The 19,713-nt window shown below is 77.3% G+C and carries 15 protein-coding genes, 2 pseudogenes and 1 riboswitch; of the genes and pseudogenes, 3 read left to right on the plus strand and 14 right to left on the minus strand.

Features of this window, described 5'->3' with window-relative positions; all coding sequences use genetic code 11:
• The 3 genes from AB0I41_RS22820 to crcB form a co-directional block, all read left to right on the plus strand.
• On the plus strand, positions 1-213 hold a 213-nt coding region (locus AB0I41_RS22820), incomplete at its 5' end, for a hypothetical protein (RefSeq protein ID WP_357110924.1).
• Between the two features lie 8 nt (positions 214-221).
• A complete protein-coding gene (locus AB0I41_RS22825) occupies positions 222-686 on the plus strand; it encodes a CrcB family protein (RefSeq protein WP_357110927.1) in 465 nt (154 codons plus the stop codon).
• Complete coding sequence (gene crcB / locus AB0I41_RS22830; RefSeq protein ID WP_357110929.1) at positions 683-1,045, plus strand: fluoride efflux transporter CrcB; 363 nt, start codon at positions 683-685, stop codon at positions 1,043-1,045. Before AB0I41_RS22825 ends, crcB begins: the two co-directional genes overlap by 4 nt.
• A gap of 411 nt (positions 1,046-1,456) precedes the next feature.
• On the opposite strand, the gene cobA is transcribed toward crcB, so the two are convergent.
• The 14 genes and pseudogenes from cobA to AB0I41_RS22900 all read right to left on the minus strand — a co-directional run bounded on the left by cobA (position 1,457) and on the right by AB0I41_RS22900 (position 19,243).
• Positions 1,457-3,118: a uroporphyrinogen-III C-methyltransferase gene (cobA, locus tag AB0I41_RS22835; protein WP_357110931.1), complete on the minus strand. Its 1,662-nt coding sequence runs from the start codon at positions 3,116-3,118 to the stop codon at positions 1,457-1,459.
• The gene (locus AB0I41_RS22840; protein ID WP_357110934.1) at positions 3,115-3,711 is read right to left on the minus strand and encodes a precorrin-8X methylmutase; all 597 of its coding nucleotides are present in this window, start codon (positions 3,709-3,711) and stop codon (positions 3,115-3,117) included. Before AB0I41_RS22840 ends, cobA begins: the two co-directional genes overlap by 4 nt.
• Positions 3,708-4,793, minus strand: coding sequence for a HoxN/HupN/NixA family nickel/cobalt transporter (locus AB0I41_RS22845; RefSeq protein WP_357110937.1), 1,086 nt, complete (start codon positions 4,791-4,793; stop codon positions 3,708-3,710). Before AB0I41_RS22845 ends, AB0I41_RS22840 begins: the two co-directional genes overlap by 4 nt.
• Before the next feature lie 23 nt (positions 4,794-4,816).
• Positions 4,817-4,981: pseudogene (locus AB0I41_RS22850) on the minus strand (4Fe-4S binding protein); the annotation flags it as partial.
• Positions 4,969-6,672, minus strand: coding sequence for a precorrin-3B C(17)-methyltransferase (gene cobJ / locus AB0I41_RS22855; protein WP_357111089.1), 1,704 nt, complete (start codon positions 6,670-6,672; stop codon positions 4,969-4,971). The gene cobJ and the pseudogene AB0I41_RS22850, both read right to left, overlap by 13 nt.
• 131 nt (positions 6,673-6,803) lie before the next feature.
• A complete protein-coding gene (cbiE, locus tag AB0I41_RS22860; RefSeq protein ID WP_357110939.1) occupies positions 6,804-8,060 on the minus strand; it encodes a precorrin-6y C5,15-methyltransferase (decarboxylating) subunit CbiE in 1,257 nt (418 codons plus the stop codon).
• Positions 8,061-8,167: 107 nt separating this feature from the next.
• On the minus strand, positions 8,168-9,319 hold the full coding sequence (locus AB0I41_RS22865) for a cobalt-precorrin-5B (C(1))-methyltransferase (protein WP_357110942.1): 1,152 nt from the start codon (positions 9,317-9,319) through the stop codon (positions 8,168-8,170).
• A complete protein-coding gene (cobM, locus tag AB0I41_RS22870) occupies positions 9,316-10,161 on the minus strand; it encodes a precorrin-4 C(11)-methyltransferase (RefSeq protein ID WP_357110944.1) in 846 nt (281 codons plus the stop codon). Before cobM ends, AB0I41_RS22865 begins: the two co-directional genes overlap by 4 nt.
• Entirely contained in the window at positions 10,158-10,910 is a 753-nt protein-coding gene (gene cobI, locus AB0I41_RS22875; protein WP_357110947.1) for a precorrin-2 C(20)-methyltransferase, read from the minus strand. Before cobI ends, cobM begins: the two co-directional genes overlap by 4 nt.
• Positions 10,907-12,271, minus strand: a complete 1,365-nt coding sequence (locus tag AB0I41_RS22880) for a cobyrinate a,c-diamide synthase (protein ID WP_357110950.1) — start codon at positions 12,269-12,271, stop codon at positions 10,907-10,909. The genes cobI and AB0I41_RS22880 overlap by 4 nt, the downstream gene beginning before the upstream one ends.
• A complete protein-coding gene (cobO, locus tag AB0I41_RS22885) occupies positions 12,265-12,876 on the minus strand; it encodes a cob(I)yrinic acid a,c-diamide adenosyltransferase (RefSeq protein ID WP_357110953.1) in 612 nt (203 codons plus the stop codon). The genes AB0I41_RS22880 and cobO overlap by 7 nt, the downstream gene beginning before the upstream one ends.
• Positions 12,876-15,199 (minus strand): annotated as a pseudogene (locus AB0I41_RS22890) (VWA domain-containing protein). The gene cobO and the pseudogene AB0I41_RS22890 overlap by 1 nt, the downstream one beginning before the upstream one ends.
• Before the next feature lie 55 nt (positions 15,200-15,254).
• The gene (gene cobN, locus AB0I41_RS22895; protein WP_357110956.1) at positions 15,255-18,950 is read right to left on the minus strand and encodes a cobaltochelatase subunit CobN; all 3,696 of its coding nucleotides are present in this window, start codon (positions 18,948-18,950) and stop codon (positions 15,255-15,257) included.
• Positions 18,951-19,087: 137 nt separating this feature from the next.
• The gene (locus AB0I41_RS22900) at positions 19,088-19,243 is read right to left on the minus strand and encodes a hypothetical protein (RefSeq protein ID WP_357110958.1); all 156 of its coding nucleotides are present in this window, start codon (positions 19,241-19,243) and stop codon (positions 19,088-19,090) included.
• Positions 19,244-19,289: 46 nt separating this feature from the next.
• Positions 19,290-19,419, minus strand: a riboswitch (cobalamin riboswitch).
• Positions 19,420-19,713 lie beyond the last annotated feature (294 nt).

The following is a 19,713-nucleotide window of genomic DNA, read 5'->3' on the forward strand; positions in this document are numbered from 1 at the left end:
CAGCGCTACCGCGAGGTGGACGCCTTCTACCATCAGCTCTGCCCGCCCTGCGCCGGGCCGCACGGCGCGGCCGCGACGGGCTGCCGGGCCCCGGGGCAGAGCGGGGATATGCTCGCGGGCGGCGCCGGCGGTGCGGCCCGCCGTCCCGGCCGCGACCGGCAGAACCGCGCCGGGTACGCCCGCGGTCCCGGCCCGTGGTCCGGGTGCCGGTAGGAGGTCAGGTGTCAGCACCCCGGCGGATCGACCCCGACGTCGACCTGCGCGTACCCGCCGACCGGAGCGAACTGGCCGCGCACCCGGCCGCCGTGCTCGGCGCCGTCGCCGCGGGCGGGGTGCTCGGCGCGCTGGCCCGGGCCGGCATCCAGGCGGCCCTGCCGCACCCGCCGACCGGCTTCCCGTGGGCGACCTTCGGCGTCAACGTGACCGGGTGCCTGCTGATCGGGGCGCTGATGGCGGTGCTCGGCCGGCGCGACGCCGCCCCGCTGGCCCGCCCGTTCCTCGGCGTCGGCGTGCTCGGCGGGTTCACCACCTTCTCCGCGTACGTGGTGGACGCCCAACGGGCGGTCGCCGCCGGGGCCGCGCCGACCGCGCTGGCGTACCTGGCGGCGACGCTGGTCGCCGGGCTGCTCGCGGTCTGGGCCGGGGACGCGCTGGCCGGCCGGCTGCTGGACCGGAGCGCCCGGTGACCGTCCTGCTCATCGCCGTCGGCGCGGCGCTCGGCGCGCCGCTGCGCTACCTGGCCGACCGGGTCGTGCAGGCGCGGCACGACTCGGTCTTCCCCTGGGGGACGCTCACCGTCAACGTGGCCGGTTCGCTGCTGCTCGGCGCGGTGCTCGCCGTCCCCGCCGGGCCGGCCGTCACCACCCTGGTCGGCACCGGCTTCTGCGGCGCGCTGACCACCTGGTCCACCTTCGGCTACGAGACGCTGCGGCTGGCCCGCTCCGGCGCCCGGCGCCACGCCCTGGCCAACGTGCTGGTCAGCGTGGCCGCCGGCCTGGCCGCCGCGTCCCTCGGGTACGCGGTGGCCCGGGCCCTGGCGGGCTGACCTGTGCTGCCGGGCCGGTGACCGGCCGTACCCGCGTTTCCGGACGAATCCGGGCGGGCACCACGACCAGCGACAGACTTGGCAGGCCGGATCGGCGGGCGGGAACGGGCCCGCGCTCGGAGAAAGCCGACACCGGCGGAACACGTCGGCGACGATCGGGCGGAACACCCCGGCGGCCACCGCCAGCCGTACCGGGGCAGACGTGTCGGCGAAGCCGGCCCGCAGCCGGTCGACGTGGAACGGGACGTGCCGTTCCACGTCGGCCAGGATGCGGCCAGTGACCTCGGTCAGCGCCGGATCCGCCGTGCCGTCCCGCAACGCCCGTAGTACCGCAGGGCGACCACCTCGGCGACCATGCCGGAACCTCCCCGTGGCCGCCGGCGCGGCCACCCGGAACGGTAGCGGACCGAATCAGCCCGCGGGGACGCCCGAGACCGGGGCGAGGGCCACCACCGGGCCCACCACGAAGACCGCCGGCGGCCGGACGCCCTCCCTCGCCGCCAGCTCGCCGACCTCGTCCAGCCGGCACGACAGCGACCGCTGTCCCGGCTGGCCGGCGTCCTGCACGACCAGGACCGGGGTGTCGGCCGCACGGCCGTGCTCGACCAGCACCGCCGCGATCTTCTGGACGGTGTCGACCGCCATCAGCAGCACCAGGGTGCCCCGGGCGCGGCCCAGCGCCGCCCAGTCCACCAGTGAGTCCGGGTGCCCGGGCGGCAGGTGGCCGGAGGCGACGGTGAACTCGTGGGCGACCCCCCGGTGGGTGACCGGCACGCCCGCCAGGGCCGGCGCGGCGACCGCGCTGCTCACCCCGGGCACCAGCACGGTCTCCACGCCGGCCGCCGCGCAGGCCTGGACCTCCTCGTGGCCCCGGCCGAAGACGTACGGGTCACCGCCCTTGAGCCGGACCACCCGCCGGCCGGCCCGGGCGTGCGTGATCAGGGTGTCGTGGATGGTGTCCTGCCCCATCGACGGCCCGCGCGGCACCTTCGCCGCGTCCACCACCAGCACCCCGGGACGCAGCCCGGCGAGCAGGCCACGCGGGGCCAGCCGATCGGCCACCACCACGTCCGCGGCGTCCAGCAGCGCCCTGCCCCGTACGGTGATCAGGTCGTCGGGGCCGGGCCCGCCGCCCACCACAGCGACCTGCCCCGGACGCAGGCCGGGGTCCTGACCGTGGTGACGGCCGTGGTGATGGTGGTGGTGGCCGTGGCCGCCCACCGGGTCGTCGGGGTGGTCGTGCGGGGTCTGCGGCCGGCCCACCTTGTCGGCGAAACCGGGCATCAGCACCCGGTACGCGCAGGTGTCGCAGTTCATCCGGATGTCCCCGCGCAGCGCCTCGGCGTGCCGCTCCAGGACCAGGTCGGCCAGCGCGTCGCAGTCGCCGATCAGGTCGGCCACCCGCACGTCCAGGTCGGGATGGGCGGCGGCGAACTCGGCCGACCGGGCGACGATCCGGTCCGGCAGCACCCCGGCGAAGAGGAAGTACGGCGCGACCACGATCCGCCGGGCGCCGAGCCGGCGCAGCCGCTCCAGCACCGCCGGCACGGACGGTTCCGCCAGGGAGACGAAGCCCGGTTCGACCCCGGCGTAGCCGCGTCCCTCCCACAGCAGCCGGGCGACCTTGGCCACCTCGGCGTTGGCGTCCGGGTCGGTGGAGCCCCGGCCGATCAACGCCACCCAGGTGCCGGCCCGGTCGTCCCCGGCGAGGGCGGCGTCGATCCGCTCCGCCAGGGCGGCGTGCAGCAGCGGGTGCGGCCCGAGCGGGCGGCCGTAGCGGTAGGTCAGGCCGGGGTGGCGGGCCTGCTCGCGGGCCATCGCGGCCGGGATGTCGCCCTTGCCGTGCCCGGCGGCGGTGAGCACCAGGGGCAGCGCCACCAGCGACCGGTGCCCCCGGTCGGCCAGCGCGGCGACCGCGTCGGTAAGCGGCGGGCGGGACAGCTCGATGAAGCCGCCCTCGACGTCGCCGACACCGCCGGTGGCCCGGCGGCGGACCCGGTCGACGAGCGCGGTGAACTGGTCGACCCCGGCCGCGCTGCGCGTGCCGTGTCCGACGATGACCAGCGCGGTCATGGCGCCTCCTCCTGGTACAGCAGGGCGTTGAGGGCGGCGGCGGCGACCGCCGAGCCGCCCTTCTCGCCGACGTTGGACACGGCGGGCAGGCCGCTGGCCCGCAGCGCCGCCTTGCTCTCGGCGGCGCCGACGAAGCCGACCGGCAACCCGACGACCAGGGCGGGCGCCGCGTCGAGGGTGATCAGTTCCGCCAGCGCGGTCGGCGCGCAGCCGACCACCCAGACCGCGCCCGGCCCGACCCGGTCCAGGGCGATCCGCACCGCCGCCGCCGAGCGGGTCAGGCCGGTGTCGCGGGCCAGGTCGGCGGCGGCCGGCTCGGCGACCGGGCAGACGATCTCCCGGCCGGCCCGGGTGATCCCGGCGGCGACCATCCAGACGTCGGTCACGATCGGCGCGCCGGCGCGCAGCGCGGCCAGCGCGGCGTCCAGCGCCGCCTCGTCGCAGACCAGGTCGGCGACGTAGGCCAGGTCGGCGCTGGCGTGCACCACCCGCTCGGTGACCGCCCGGGTCAGCGGGGGCAGGTGCCGCAGGTCGACCCGTTCCCGCAGGATCCGGTACGACTCCCGCTCGATGGGGTGCACGACCCGGGTCACGACCGGCCCTCGGACGCGCCGCCGTAGCGCCGGTCGTGGCCGCGCAGCTTCCACAGCGCCACCGCACCGCCCCAGGCCAGCACGAAGAGCACCACCACCGCGTAGCCGAGCTGTTCGAAGTGGTCGCCGAGCGCGGCGTACCCGGACAGGGCGCTCACGCCGAGGTGGTCGACGAGCAGGCTGGCCAGGTAGACGCTGGCGACCAGCCCGCCGACCAGCACGGTCATGCCGGTGGTGGCCAGGTTGTACCAGAGCCGCCGGGCCGGGTGCCGGTACGCCCACGAGTAGGCGCGGGCCATCAGCAGGCTGTCGGCGGTGTCCATGGCGGACATCCCGGCGGCGAAGAGCAGCGGCAGGGTGAGCAGGGCCAGCACCGGCAGGCCGCCGCCGGCGGCGGTGCTCGCCGACAGCGACAGCAGGGTCACCTCGCTGGCCGTCTCCAGGCCCAGGCCGAAGAGGAAGCCGACCGGGGCCATGTGCCAGGAGGAACGCACCAGCGACCGGGCCCGCGAGCCGAGGATCCGGTACACCAGCCCCCGGTTGAGCAGCAGCAGGTCCAGTTCGGACTCGTCCAGCGCACCGGCGCGCAGCCGGCGCCACAGCTTCGCCAACCCGGCCAGCACCGCCGCGTTGAGCACCGCCACCAGCAGCAGGAACGCGGTGGCGGTGGCCGCGGCGACCACCGCGCCGACCTCGCGGACCCCGGCGAGGCCCCGGTCGGTCATGGTGGCCGAGGCGAGCCCGATCACCAGGGCGAGCAGCAGCACCACCGCGCTGTGCCCGAGGGCGAAGAAGAAGCCGACGCCGACCGCCCGGCGGCCGCGCAGCAGCATCAGCCGGGTGGTGTCGTCGATGGCGGCGATGTGGTCGGCGTCGAAGGCGTGCCGCACGCCGAGCAGGTAGGCCAGGGCGCCCGCGCCAGCCAGTCCGCCGGCCGCCGCCGGCTGGTCGCTCCAGTACAGGTAGAGGCTCCACCCGGCGACGTGCAGGGCGGCGACGGCGGCCACCACGCCGCCGAGGCGTACCCGCTCGGCGCGGCTCCACCGGCCGATGGGCGGGGCGGCGGTCGGGGTCGAAGTCATCGCTCTCCTCCGGGTTCGGCGGTGGCGCGGATGGCGTCCACCGGGCAGATCTCCAGGCACTCCAGGCAGCCGGTGCAGCGGTCGTCGCGGACGGTGAGGCCGCCGGGCGTCGGCCGGATCGCGTGCGTCGGGCAGGTGAGCAGGCAGGCGCCGCAGCCCTGGCAGGCGCCGATGGTCACCGCCGCCACCGGTACCCCCGGGGCGTGACCATCCGGCCGGCGACCAGCCGGGTCTGCGTGCTGCCGACGACCACCACGCTGTACATGTCGACCGCCGCCGGGTCGAGGGTGGCCAGGGTGGCCAGGTGCACCCGCTCGCCGTCCCGGCTGGCGTTGCGCACCACGCCGACCGGGGTGTCCGGCGGGCGGTGGGCGGCGAGCAGCGCCAGCGCCGCGCCGAGCTGCCAGTCCCGGGCCCGGCTGCGCGGGTTGTACAGCAGCGTGACGAGGTCCCCCTCGGCGGCGGCGGTGATCCGCCCCGCGATGACCTCCCAGGGGGTGTGCAGGTCGGACAGGCTCAGGTAGACGTGGTCGTGCCCGAGCGGCGCGCCGAGCAGCGCCGAGGCGGCCAGCCCGGCGGTCACCCCGGGCACGCCCACCACGTCGATGCGCGCGTCGGCGTACTCCAGGGCGGGGCTGGCCATCGCGTACACCCCGGCGTCGCCGGAGCCGATGAGCGCGACCGCGTGGCCGGCGATGGCCTCGGCGACGGCGGCGCGGGCCCGTTCCTCCTCCGCGCCGAGCCCGCTGGCGAGCACCCGGGTGCCCGGCCGGAGCAGGTCGCGGACCTGCGCGACGTACTGGTCGAGGCCGACGACCACGGCGGCCCGGCGCAGCTCGGCCACCGCGCGCGGGGTGCGCAGGTCGGGCGCGCCGGGGCCGAGCCCGACGATCGCCAGCCGGCCGCGCGGGGCGTGCCGGGCGACGGCGACCGTCGCCATCGCCGAGGCGGTCTTCGGCACCAGCAGGGTGGCGTCGCCGCCGCGCAGCGCCGCGGCCTCCGCGACGCTGGGGGTGCCGACGGCGGCGCGGACCACCTCGCTGGGGTGCGGCACGTCGACGGCGGCCAGCTCCGCCGCCGGCCAGGTCTGCAGGGGTACGCCGAGGGCGCGGGCGGTGTCCACGATGCCCGCCTCGTCGGCCTTGAGGTCCACGCTGGCCAGGCAGCGCAGGCTGGCCGGGGCCAGCCCGGCGTCGGCGAGCGCCCGGTGCAGCAGCCCGGCCACCTCGGCGGCGGTCACGCCCCGGCTGGAGCCGATCCCGGCGACCAGGGACGGCGGCCGCAGCACGGCGGTCCGCCCGTCCAGCGGCACCACCCGGTCGGTGACCAGCAGCCGGTAGCCGGCGTCCGGCGCGTCGGTGCGCACGTTGTCGGGCAGCGCCGGCAGCGGCCAGGTGGCGTCGGCGTCGAGGCGGACCGGCTCGCCGTCGAGGACCGCCCGGGAGACCGCGGCCACCGCCCCCTCGACCGGCCAGCCGAGGGTGTCCAGGCCGGGCAGGCCGACCGCGTCGGTGGCGGTGGTGACCACCGGCCGCGCGTCGAGCAGCGCGGCCACCTCGGCGGCGAGCGCGTTGGCGCCCCCGGCGTGCCCGCCGAGCAGGGCGACCGCGTGCCGGGCCGCCTCGTCGACGACCACCACGGCCGGGTCGGTGCGCTTGTCGGCGAGCAGCGGCGCGAGGATCCGGACCACCGCCCCGGTGGCCAGGAACGCCACCACCGCGTCGCACTCCGCCCAGGCGGTCCGCAGCGCGTCGGCGACCGTCTCCCCCGGCACCTGCCGGGCACGCGGCCAGGCGTCGGCGAGGGTACGGGCGTGCCGCCGACCGGCGGCGGTGGCGGCGACGAGCCCGACGGTGGCGGGGCTGGTCCGGGCCGGCACGGTGGCGGCCGGGTCGGGCGCGGTGCCGCCCGAGCCGGGCCCGGTGGCGGCTCTGGTCGGTGCGGTGTCGGGTGCGGTCTGGTGCACGTGCGCTCCCCGTGAGGGTCCGGTGTGGTGGATGGGTGGTCTGGTCACCGGCGCTCCCCGGTGAGCACGACCACGGGGTTGGTGGCGGCCAGGCGCAGCGAACCGCCGGGCAGGTCGGCCAGCCGGGCGGCGGCGAGCTGGCTCCCCTCCACCGCGTAGCCGGCGTCGCGCAGCAGGTGCACGGCGGGGGCGACCCGGTCCAGCGCGGCGAGGGTGACCACCACCCGGTCCGGCCGGCGGGCGGCCACCGCGGCGAGCACGTCGGTCCCGCCGCCGCCGACGAAGACGGCGTCCGGGTCGGGCAACCCGCACAGCGCCTCGGGAGCACGGCCGGTCACCAGCCGGACGTCGACGCCGTGCCGGGCGGCGTTGGCCCGGACCGGTGCCTCCGGGTCGCGTTCCACCGCGATCACGGCCGCGCCGAGCAGCGCGCACTCGATGCCCACGGAGCCGCTGCCGGCGCCGACGTCCCAGACCAGCCGGCCGAGCCGAGGGCGCAGGCGGGCCACCACCAGGGCCCGTACCTCCGCCTTGGTGATCATTGAGTTCCGGTGGGCGTACGCGGACTCGGGCAGCGCCCAGCCGTCGGGCGGCGCGGCGGCCGGCTGGTTGTCCGCCCGCATCGGGCCCGTCCCGCCTCCGGCGGCCCGGTCCACCCCGGCCGCGGGCGGGGCGAGGCTGAGCAGGACGTGGGGGTCTTCCCAGGGGCGACCCGCCGCCTCCTCCGGGCTGGTCCAGGTGACCCGCTCGTCGGGCGTGCCCAGGTGCTCGGCCACCATGAGCCGGCGGGACCAGCCGACCAGGCCCGCCCCGAGCTCGGCCGCCCCGGCGCCGGGCGCGGTGAGCACCACGACGGCGGGCAGCGCGCGGCAGGCGTTGAGCGCCGGCCGCGGGTCGCGCCCGTGTGCGGTCACCACCGCCGCGCCGTCCCAGGGCAGTCCGGCGCGGGCGAACGCGGCAGCCACGCTGGAGACCGCGGGCAGCACCCACAGCGGCAGCCCGGCCGCCCGCAGCCGCCGGACGATGCCGAAGAAGCCGGGATCGCCACTGGCCAGCACGACGGCAGGCTCGCTGGCGGCGACGGCGGCGCGGAGCCGCTCCAGGGCGGGGGTGAGCGGCCCGAGGGTCACGGTCGGGCAGCCGGGCGGCACCGGCACGGCGGCGAGGTGTCGGGCCGCCCCGACCACCAGCCCGGCCACGGACAGCGCCTCGGCCAGCCTGGGGTGCGCCGGCCGACCGGCGGCGTCGATCCCCACCACGGTCACCGGCGCCACGGCGGACATGTCTTCGGTGCGCGACATGCCGCTGAGGCATGAACATGACTGGGAGTCATATCGGTCGCTGGTGGGCCGCCGCAGAACGCCATCACCGTGAGTGACCAGGTCACCGTCCCGCGAGCGTGGGGCGGTCACGCCGCCCACCGGCCCGAGGAGGCGACGACCCGGGAGCCGGCGAAGTCGACCATGGCCACGTCGACGCTCACCGCCCGCCCGGCGAAGCGGAGCAGCACCTGGCGGACCCGGTGGCAGAGCAGGTCCCCGGCGGGGCCGAGCAGGCCGGCGGCCTCCCACAACTCGTACGCGTGCCGCCCGGTGTTCGCCGCGGTGACCGCCGCGACCAGGTCGGCGTCGCCGCCGGCCTCGGCGGTGACCGCGCCGAGCAGCGACAGGTCCACCTTGGAGCGGGTGTAGTGGGTCATCAGGATGCCGGCGGCGAGCTTGGCCAGCTTGCCGGCCATTCCGACGAAGACCACCCCGGTCATCCCGTCGCCGACGGCGGCGGTGACCGCCGCGCCGGTGAAGTCGCCGACCTCGACGAAGCACACCTCGGGCAGCTCCGGCAGCAACTCCCGGGCGGCCCGCTCGGTGCGCCCCCCGGTGCAGAGCACCACGGTCGACTCGCCCTGGGCGGCCATCACGTGCACCGCCTGCACCACGCTGGCCCGCCAGGAGGCGGTGGAGAAGGGCCGGACGATCCCGGTGGTGCCGAGGATGGAGATGCCGCCGAGGATGCCGAGCCGCCGGTTGGTGGTCTTGCGGGCCATCACCTCGCCACCCGGCACGCTGATCACCACCCGGACGCCCACCTCGGTCAGGTCGACCACCTCGGCCACGGCCTGGCCGATCATCCGGCGGGGGGTCTCGTTGATCGCCGGGCCGCCGACGGCGAGGCCGAGCCCGGGCTTGGTGACGGTGCCGACGCCGGGGCCGCCGTCGAGGTCCAGGCCGGGCCGGGAGCGCCAGCCGACGGTGGCGGTGAGGTGCGCGCCGTGGGTGACGTCGGGGTCGTCGCCGGCGTCCTTGACCACCACCGCCTCGGCGCGCGCCTCGGGCGCCGGGGTGAGGTCGCACCGGGCGACCGGGAAGCGCACCCGCCGGCCGCCGGGCAGCCCGATCTCGACCTCCGGCTCGGGCACGCCGGTGACCAGCGCGGTCACCGCGGCCTTCGCCGCCGCCGTCGCGCAGGCGCCGGTGGTCCAGCCGGTGCGCAGCGCGGTGGGCCGGACCTTCGCGGTACGCGGCAGGTCCGGCTCGCGCAGCGGCGGCTCGGCGTACGTCATCCCCGGCGCCCGTCCCCCGACCCGGTCGCCTCACCAGCGGCGCGGGCGCGGCGCAGCTCGGCGCGGGCGGCCGGCTCGGCCCGGCGGAAGGTGTGGAAGTGCCCGGGGTGGTAGAGGTGCGAGCGGGTGCCGGTGGCGGCGAGCGCCGGGCCGACCAGGAAGAGGGTGTGCTTCCAGAGCCGGTGTTCCTTGACGGTGGCCTCCAGGTCGCCCAGCGCGCAGCGCACCACCAACTCGTCCGGCCAGGTCGCCTGGTACGCCACCACGACCGGGGTGTCCGGCGGGTAGCCGCCCGCGAGCAGCTCGGCCTGCGCCTGCCCGGAGCGGGCGGCGGAGAGGAACAGCGCCATCGTGGTGCCGTGGCGGGCGAAGTCGCGGACCCGCTCCCCCGGCGGCATCGGCGTCCTGCCGCCTTCGAGCCGGGTGAGGATCACCGACTGGGCCACCTCGGGGATGGTCAGCTCCCGGCCGACGATGGCCGCCACGGCGGTGAACGAGGACACCCCGGGCACGATCTCCACGGCCAGGTCGAGCGCCCGGCAGAGGTCGAGCTGTTCCTGCACCGCGCCCCAGAGCGCGGGGTCGCCGGAGTGGATCCGGGCCACGGTCAGCCCCTCGGCGGCGGCCCGCCGGTAGAGCGGCAGCACCCCCTCGATCGGCAGCTGCGACGAGTCGACGATCTCGGCGTCGGCGCGGGCGTGGGCGAGGACGTCGGCGTGCACCAGGCTGGCCGCCCAGATCACCACGTCGGCGGCGCCGATCACCCGGGCGGCGCGCAGGGTGAGCAGGTCGGCCGCGCCGGGTCCGGCCCCGACGAACCAGACCTTTCCGTTGGTCGTCACAGTTTCCCTCCCCGGCGGTCCCGACGGGCCGGGACCAGCAGTGTCGACAGGTACGGCAGGTCGTCGGCGGTGGCGTCGACCGGCCCGATCCGCTCCCCGGACAGGCCGAGGGAGCGGCCGAGCACGGCGTCCGGGAGCCGGTCGTGCCGGCGCAGTTCGTCGACCAGCTCGGGGTGCCGCCGCCAGCCCTTGTAGACGACGACGGTGCCCGGGCCGGCCAGCGCGTCGGCGACCGGCGCCAGCCCGGCGGTGGCCGGCAGCAGGGTCAGCGGTTCGCGGCCCTCGCAGAGCGGCACGCCGCTGCGCGCGGCCAGCTCCTGCATGGCGGTGACCCCGGGCACGGTGCGCACCTCGACGGCGGGGCGCAGCGCGCGGACGCTCTGCGCCAGGTAGCCGAAGGTGGAGTAGACGTTCGGGTCGCCGATGGTGGCGAAGGCGATCGACCGGGCGCCGCCGTCGAGGGCGGCCACCACGGCCCGGGCGGCGGCGTCCCAGGCCCGCTCCCGGCGGGCGGTGACCCCGCCCCGGTCGTCCAGGGCGAACGGCAGCCGCCGCAGCCGCCGCGGCGTGACGTGCGCGCGCACGGTGGTCTCCGCCCGACCCGGGGGCGCGGCGCCGTCGGCGGCCAGCCGGTCCAGCACCGGTACGACCACCAGGTCGGCCTCGCGCAGCACCCGCACCGCCTTGAGGGTGAGCAGTTCCGGGTCGCCCGGCCCGACGCCCACCCCGGTCACCGTCGGCGCGCTCACCGGCCGGCCGCCTCGACCAAACGGCGGGCGGCCGACGGGTGGGCGGCCCAGTGGGTGTGCAGGTAGGAGGCGTGCACCCGGCCGTCGACGAAGCCGTGCCGGCCGCCGTCCCAGCGCCACGCCGGCCGGTCCCCGTGGCCGGGGTCGGTGGTGGTGCGGTGGAACTCGTGGCCGCGTACCGGCTCGCCGGCCCGGTGCGGCGGGGAGTCGGCGGCGGCGACGGCCGCGCGGTAGCCGAGGGTGAGCCGGCCGCTCATCCGGGCGGTGTGGTCGAGCCGCCCGCACATCGGCACCCCGTCGAGGGAGCGCCCGAGGTAGAGCAGGCCGGCGCACTCGGCGACGACCGGTCCCTCGAAGTCGGCCAGTTCGGCGCGGAGCGACGAGTTGGCGGCGAGGGCCTCGACGTGCACCTCGGGGAAGCCGCCGCCGACGACGACGGCGCGGGCGCCGGCGGGCAGGGCGGGGTCGCGCAGCGGGTCGAAGCGGACCACGGCGGCGCCGGCCGCGGCAAGCAGTTCGGTGGTCTCGGCGTACGAGAAGGTGAAGGCCGGGCCGCCGGCGACCGCGACGACCGGGCGGTCCCCACCGGCGGGACCACCGACGGCGACGGCCGGGTCCCAGGCCGGGACGGTCAGCGGCGGGGCGGTACGGGCCAGGGCGAGCACCGCGTCGAGGTCCACGGTGGACCCGACCAGTTCCGCGAGGGCGTCGACGACCGCCAGGGACTCGGGGGCCCGTTCGGCGACCGGCACCAGCCCGAGGTGCCGCGACGGCGCGGTCACCTCGGCGGCCCGGGTGACCGCCCCCAGCACCGGCACGCCCACCTCGGCGAGGGCGTCGCGCAGCAGGGTCTCGTGCCGAGGCGAGCCGACCCGGTTGAGCACCACCCCGCCGATGCGCACGCCCGGGTCGAAGGCGCGCATGCCGAGCACCAGCGCGGCGGCCGAGCGGCCCTGCGCGGTGGTGTCGAGGACCAGCAGCACGGGCGCCGCGATCAGCCGGGCGACGTGCGCGGTGGAGGCGTACGACCGGTGGCCGACCGCGCCGTCGTGCAGCCCCATCACGCCCTCGACGACCGCCACGTCGGCGGGGGTGGGGACACTCGCCCCGTGCCGCAGCAGCGGCACGATCCGCTCCTCGCCGACCAGCCAGGGGTCGAGGTTGCGGCCGGGCCGGCCGGCGGCGAGGGCGTGGTAGCCGGGGTCGATGTAGTCGGGGCCGACCTTGTGCGGGCTGACGGCCAGGCCGCGTCGGCGCAGCGCGGCGAGCAGCCCGGTGGCCAGGGTGGTCTTGCCATGCCCGCTGGCCGGGGCGGCGACGACCAGCCGGGGCAGCGCCCACGGCGCGTCCGCGCTCACCATTCGATGCCCTGCTGGCCCTTCTGGCCCGCGTCCATCGGGTGCTTGACCTTGGTCAGCTCGGCGACCAGGTCGGCGGCGGCGACCAGGCGCGGGTCGGCGTCCCGGCCGGTGATCACCACGTGCTGGAAGCCGGGGCGCGCGGCGAGGGTGTCGACGATCTCGTCGACGTCGACCCAGCCCCATTTCATCGGGTAGGTGAACTCGTCGAGCACGTACAGCCCGTAGCGTTCGGCGGCCAGGTCGCGCTGGATCTGCCGCCAGCCCTCCAGGGCGTCGGCGGCGTGGTCGGCCTCGCCGCCGCGCTGGATCCAGGACCAGCCCTCGCCCATCTTGTGCCAGGCCACCGGGGCGCCCTGGCCGGTGCGTTCGTGCACCTCGCCGAGGGCGCGGAAGGCATTTTCCTCGCCGACCCGCCACTTGGCGCTCTTGACGAACTGGAACACCCCGATGGGCAGCCCGGCGGTCCAGGCCCGCAGCGCCAGCCCGAACGCGGCGGTCGACTTGCCCTTCATCTGTCCGGTGTGTACGACCAGCAGCGGCCGGCGGCGGCGCTGCCGGGTGGTCAGCCCGTCGGCGGGCACCATGGACGGCTTCCCCTGCGGCATCAGGCGCTCCTTCTGGTCGTGGTCGCGGGTCCGACCGCGGCCGGGTGGGTGGCGAGCTGGAGGAGGGGGTTGGTGGCGACCGCGTCGAGCCGGTGGTGCTCCGCGTCGAGCTGGGCGGCGAGACGGCGGGCCAGGCCGAGCCGGACCGGGCCGGACTCGCAGTCGACGACCACGCTGGGCGCGCCGGTGGCGGCGAGTACCGCCGCGGCGCGGGCCGCCCGGTCGAGCGGCCGGTCCCCGGCGGTGGCCCGGCCGTCGGTGACGACCAGCACCAGGGGGCGGCGCTTCGGGTCGCGCAGCCGCTCCACCCGCAGCAGCTCGGCGGCCGCGAGCAGCCCCTCCGCCAGCGGGGTGCGCCCGCCGGTGGGCAGCTCGGCCAGCCGGGTCGAGGCGGCCAGCACCGAGGAGGTGGCCGGCAGCAGGGTGCGCGTGCCGGCGCCCCGGAAGGCGATCACGGCGACCTTGTCCCGGCGCTGGTAGGCGTCGGTGAGCAGGGCGAGCACCGCGTCCTTGACGGCGGACATCCGCTGCCGGGCGCCCATCGACCCGCTGGCGTCGACCACGAACAGCACGAGGTTGCCCTCGCGTCCCTCGCGGACCGCCTCGCGCAGGTCGTCCGGGCGCAGCAGCAGCGGGCCGCCGCGCCAGCCCCGGCCCATCTGGTGCGGGGCGGCGGCCCGCAGCGTCGCCGGCAGGTGCAGCGCGCCGGGCCGGCCGGCCGGCACCCGGGCGCCGGTGGTCCGGCCCCGCCCCGTCCGGGCGCGGGAGCGCCGCCCCGGCACGCCGTCGCCGATCCCGGGCGCGGTGAGCAGCCGGGCCTTCAGCCCGCCGTGCGGCGCGGCCACCGACCCGGTCGACCCGTCACCGCCGGCGGGACGCCGGCCACCCGGCCGGCCGTCGGGCTCCCCGGTGGAGCCGCCACCCGGGTGGTCGGTCCGGCTGTCGTCGCCGGCGGGGTGGCTCCCGTCGGTGGGCCGGCCGTCGGCGGCGGCGCCGGGCTCGGGCGCGCCAGCGTCAGGATCGTGGTCACCGAGTCCGTGGGAGCGTCCCGTCGGATGCCCGGTCCCGCCGTCGTCCCCGGAGCCACCGGCCCGACCGTCACCGGGACCGTCCGGACCGGTCCCGGGGCCACGGGGACCGTCCGGACCGGTCCCGGGGCGACCGGGACCCGCGCCGGGGCCGCCCGGACCGCCGTCGGGGCCGCCGCCGTCGCCGGGGCCGTCGCTGCCGGGCGGGTCGTCGTCGGGGTGCTCGTCCTGGGCCCGCCGCAACGCCTCGTCCAGGCGCTTCTCGTCCAGGCCGGGGCTGTCGAACGGGTCGCGGCGGCGCCGGTGCGGCAGCGCCAGTCGGGCGGCGACCCGGACGTCCTCGGCGCCCACCCGGTCCCGGCCCTGCCAGGCGGCGTGCGCGATCGCGGTGCGGGCGGTGACGATGTCGGCGCGCATCCCGTCCACGTCGAACGCGGCGCACACCTCGGCGATCTGGCGCAGCGCGGCGTCGGGCAGCAGCACCCGGTCCAGCCACCGCCGGGCGGCGGCGACCCGCCGGGCGACCTCGGCGTCGGCGTCGGCCCACCGGGCGGCGAAAGCGACCGGGTCGGCGTCGGCGGCGAGCCGGCGGCGGACCACCTCGACGCGGACGGCCGGGTCGCGGCTGGCACCGACGGTGACGGTGAGCCCGAACCGGTCGAGCAGCTGCGGGCGCAGCTCCCCCTCCTCCGGGTTCATCGTGCCGACCAGCAGGAACCGGGCGGCGTGACTGACCGAGACGCCCTCCCGCTCGACGTGGCAGCGGCCCATCGCGGCGGCGTCGAGCAGCAGGTCGACCAGGTGGTCGTGGAGCAGGTTCACCTCGTCGACGTAGAGCACGCCCCGGTGGGCGGCGGCGAGCAGGCCCGGCTCGAAGGCGCGTACCCCCTCGCCGAGGGCCTTCTCCAGGTCGAGCGAGCCGACCACCCGGTCCTCGGCGGCGCCGACCGGCAGTTCGACCAGGCGGGCCGGGCGGCGCTCGGCCACCGGCTCGGCCGGGTGCGGCCCGTCCGGGCAGGCGGGGTCGGCCGCGACCGGGTCGCAGGCGAAGCGGCAGCCGGGGACCCGGTCGACCGGGGGCAGCAGCGCGGCGAGCGCCCGGACGGCGGTGGACTTGGCGGTGCCCTTCTCGCCGCGCACCAGCACCCCGCCGATGGCCGGGGAGACGGCGTTGAGCAGCAGGGCCAGGCGCATGTCGTCCATGCCGAGCACCGCGCTGAACGGGTACGCGCTCACTGCGCCTCCTGCGATCGCGACTGCGGGGCTCGCAAACCCGGCTCACTCCTCGCGCTCACTGCGCCTCCTGCGATCGCGACTGCGGGGCTCGCAAACCCGGCTCACTCCTCGCGCTCACTGCCGGTCCTCCAGGTCGCCCTCGCTGGCCAGGTACGTCTCGCGGAGCCGGTCGAGGGTGGCCGGCTCGGGCGCGGCCCACAGGCCCCGGTCGGCGGCTTCCAGCAGTCGCTCGGTGATGCCGCGCAGCGCCCACGGGTTGGACTCCTCCAGGAACTCCCGGGTGGTCTCCTCGAAGACGTACGCGGCGGCCAGGTGCTCGTACATCCAGTCGTCGACCACACCGGCGGTGGCGTCGTAGCCGAACAGGTAGTCCACGGTGGCGGCCAGCTCGAACGCGCCCTTGTAGCCGTGCCGGCGCATCGCGGCGATCCACTTCGGGTTGACCACCCGGGCGCGGAACACCCGCCGGGTCTCCTCGCCGAGGGTGCGGGTGCGCACGTCGTGCGGCATCGCCGAGTCGCCCACGTACGCGGCCGGCGCGGCGCCGCTGAGGTGGCGGACCATCGCCACCATCCCGCCGTGGTACTGGAAGTAGTCGTCGGAGTCGACGATGTCGTGCTCGCGGGTGTCCTGGTTCTTGACGGCGACGGCGATGCGGGCGAAGGAGCGTTCCATGTCGGCGCGCGCCTCCCGCCCGTCGAGGCCGCGGCCGTAGGCGTAGCCGCCCCAGACGGCGTACACCTCGGCGAGGTCGGCGTCGGTGCGCCAGTTCCGGGCGTCGATCAGCGGCAGCAGCCCCGCCCCGTACGCCCCCGGTTTGGAGCCGAAGATCCGGGCGGTGGCCCGCCGCTCGTCGCCGTGCTCGGCGAGGTCGGCGGCCACGTGGGCCCGGACGTAGTTGCTCTCGGCCGGCTCATCGAGGGCGGCGACCCGGCGCACCGCGTCGTCGAGGAGGGCGACGACGTGCGGGAAGGCATCCCGGAAGAAGCCGGAGATGCGGACGGTGACGTCCACCCGGGGGCGGCCCAGTTCCGCCGGCGGCACCACCTCGACGCCGGTGACCCGACGGGACCGGTCGTCCCAGGTGGGCCGGCAGCCGAGCAGCGCGAGGACCTCGGCGATGTCGTCGCCCTGGGTGCGCATGGCGCTGGTGCCCCAGACGGTGAGCCCCACCGAGCGGGGGTACGCGCCGGTGTCGGCGAGGTGCCGGGCGAGCAGCGAGTCCGCCAGGGCCACCCCGACGTCCCAGGCGTTGCGGGACGGGATGGCCTTGGGGTCGACGGAGTAGAAGTTGCGGCCGGTGGGCAGCACGTTGACCAGGCCGCGGGTGGGTGAGCCGGAGGGGCCGGGCGGCACGAACCGGCCGTCGAGCGCGCCGAGCACCCGGTCGATCTCGTCGGTGGTGCGCGACAGCCGGGGCACCACCTCGCGGGCGGCGAAGCGCAGCACGTCGGCGGCGTCGCCGATCGGCCGGCCGGTGACCTCCTCGACCACCGCGTCGACCTTGTCGGCGTCCCAGCCGAGGGTCTCCATGCCGATGACCAGCCGGCGGGCCAGGGCCTCGATCAGGTCGACGGCGTCGGCGGCGGTGGCGGCCGGCCCGTCGGCCGCCTCGGTCAGCGGCTCCGGCACGTCGATCCGCCGTCCCGGCGCGGCGAGCAGGTCCTGCTCGTCCAGCCCGTACGCTGCGGCGAGCGCCTGGCGCAGGCCGGGCAGGGCGCGGGTGCCGCCCCACACCTGGGGGGCGCGCAGCACGGCGAGGACGAGGTTGACCCGGGCCTCGCCGGTGGGCGCCTCGGCGAGGATGTGCAGCCCGTCGCGGATCTGCACGTCCTTGACCTCGCAGAGGTACCCGTCGAGGTGCAGCACGAAGTCGTCGAAGTCGTCGGCGGCCGGCATGTCCTCGGTGTGCAGGTCGTGGTGCAGTTCGGCGGCCCGGACGAGGTCCCAGATCTGCGCCCGCACGGTGGGCGCCTTGGCCGGGTCGAGCGCCTGGACGGTGGCGTACTCGTCGAGGAGTTGTTCCAGCCTGGCCAGGTCGCCGTACGTCTCGGCGCGGGCCATCGGCGGGACGAGGTGGTCGACGACGACGGCGTGTGCGCGCCGCTTGGCCTGGGTGCCCTCGCCGGGGTCGTTGACGATGAACGGGTAGACCAGCGGCAGGTCGCCGAGGACGGCGTCGGGGGCGCAGCCGGCGGCGAGGCCGAGGCCCTTGCCGGGCAGCCATTCCAGGGTGCCGTGCTTGCCGAGGTGCACCACCGCGTCCGCGCCGAGGCCGCCGTCGGCCGCCGGCGCGGCCAGCCAGCGGTACGCGGCCAGGTAGTGGTGGCTGGGCGGCAGGTCGGGGTCGTGGTAGATGGCGATCGGGTTCTCGCCGAAGCCGCGCGGCGGCTGGATCATCAGCACCACGTTGCCGAAGCGCAGCCCGGCCAGGACGAGGTCGCCGCCGTCGGTGTACAACTCGCCGGGCGGCTCGCCCCAGTGGGTGCGCATCCGGTTCCGCAGCTCGGCCGGCACCCGCGCGAACCAGCGCCGGTAGGTCTGCCCGGGTATCCGCGCCTCGGCGGCGGCGAGCTGGTCGGGGGTGAGCCACTCGACGTCGTGCCCGCCGGCGGCGATCAGCGCGTGGATCAGCGCGTCCCCGTCGGTGGGGACCGGCCCGTCGCCCAGGTCGTAGCCGGCGTCGGCGAGGGCGGCGAGCAGCCGGACCGCCGAGGCGGGGGTGTCCAGGCCGACCGCGTTGCCGACCCGGGAGTGCTTCGTCGGGTAGGAGCTGAGTACGACGGCGAGCCGCTTGTCGGCGTTGCGCACGTGCCGCAGCCGGGCCTGGCGTACGGCGATGCCGGCCACCCGGGCGGCCCGCTCCGGGTCGGCGGCGTAGACCGAGAGCCCGTCGGCGTCGACCCGCTTGAACGAGAACGGCACGGTGACGATCCGCCCGTCGAACTCGGGGATGGCCACCTGCATCGCGGCGTCCAACGGGGAGAGTCCGGCGTCGCTGCCGGCCCACTGCTCCCGGGTGCTGGTGAGGCAGAGCGCCTGGACGATCGGCACGTCGAGGGCGGCGAGCGCACCCACGTCCCAGGCGTCCTCGTCGCCCCCGCCGGAGGCGTCGGCGGCGACGGTGCCGCCGGCGGCGAGCACGGTGACGACCAGGGCGTCGCAGCGGGCGAAGAGGTCGAGCGGCCCGTCGCCGGGGGTGAGCCCGCGCAGCGAGCCGCAGAAGATCGGCAGCGGGTCGCCGCCGGCCGCCTCGACCGCGTCGGCGAGCACGTCGACGAAGTCGGTGTTCCCGGCGAGGGCGTGCGCCCGGTAGAAGACGATCCCGACGGTGGGGCGGCCCGCCGTGGCCGCTCCGGCCGTCGTCGACACCGCGGCGGCCCGGTCGCCGTGCACGCCGTACGCCAGGGTGGGGGCGGGCGGGTCGAAGCCCTCGCCGGTGAGCAGCACCGTGTCGGAGAGGAACCGGGCCAGCTCGGCCAGGTTCGCCGGGCCGCCTTCGACCAGGTAGGACAGCGCTTCGGTGGCCACCCCGGCGGCCACCGTGGAGGCGGCCGTCAGCTCCGCGTCGGGCACCGCCTCGCCGCCGAGCACCACGGTGGGCACGCCGGCGGCGAGCAGGGCGGCGAGCCCGTCCGGCCAGGCCTGCCGGCCGCCGAGCAGGCGTACGACGGCGAGGTCCACCCCGTCGAGCAACGCCGGCACGGCGTCGGCGGCGACCCGGGCGGGGTTGGCCAGCCGGTAGTCGGCGCCGCTGGCACGGGCGGCGAGCAGGTCGGTGTCGGCGGTGGAGAGCAGCAGGATGCGCACGGACGGCTCCGGAGAGTGACACCCGGACCGGCGCGGGGACGGTCGGGCGAGGCGAGGGGGCGGGCGCGGTTCAGCGGGTACGACGGGCCGCCGGGCGGATCACCGGCGCTCGACCGGCGGGCGGCGCGGCGCGGGGGTCAGCGGTGAACGGCGAAGCGGGCGGAACGCGAGCCGCGGGCGCGGGAGCCGGCCGGGCGGGCGGCCGGTGCGACGGCACGGCCGGGCAGGGGGGCGTCACCGCGCCCGGAGCGGGTACGACGGATCTCGTCGACGGTGGGGACGCTGCGCGTCATCGGGTCCTCCTCGGGTGTCCACGCCCTGGGGTCACTCCGACGGCCGAAGTATCCTGGCTTCCGGATCGACGCTCTCCCCCGGCCTTCCAACCGCAGGAACACGGCCGTGACTCGCGAGGGGGGATCGCTCCCCGGTGACAGTGGCGGGACCGCGCCGGAATCGCACCGGCTTCCTTCACTGCCGTCAGGCCGCGAATGCTGCCACACCCCGCGGCGCCGGGTCAACGCCACCCCGGGCCGCGCGGGGCGCGGCCATCCATCGAAGCCCGGCGATCAAGTTCGACTCTTCCCCCGGTTCGGACAATGTCCACCCTCGATGCCGCACCCCCTTCGCCCTGCTGCCGCCGAGGCAACACTGGGAGCGCTTCGCTGTTGCGTGGGCGGCAGCAGAGCAAGGGGACGGCGCGGGGAGGTATGCCCGGTCAGCGGCGCCGGCGGGGCGGCCGGCCGAGGGCCGGGCGCCTACGATC

The sequence above is a fragment of the Micromonospora sp. NPDC050200 genome, from assembly GCF_040656135.1.
Taxonomy (GTDB): Bacteria; Actinomycetota; Actinomycetes; order Mycobacteriales; family Micromonosporaceae; genus Micromonospora.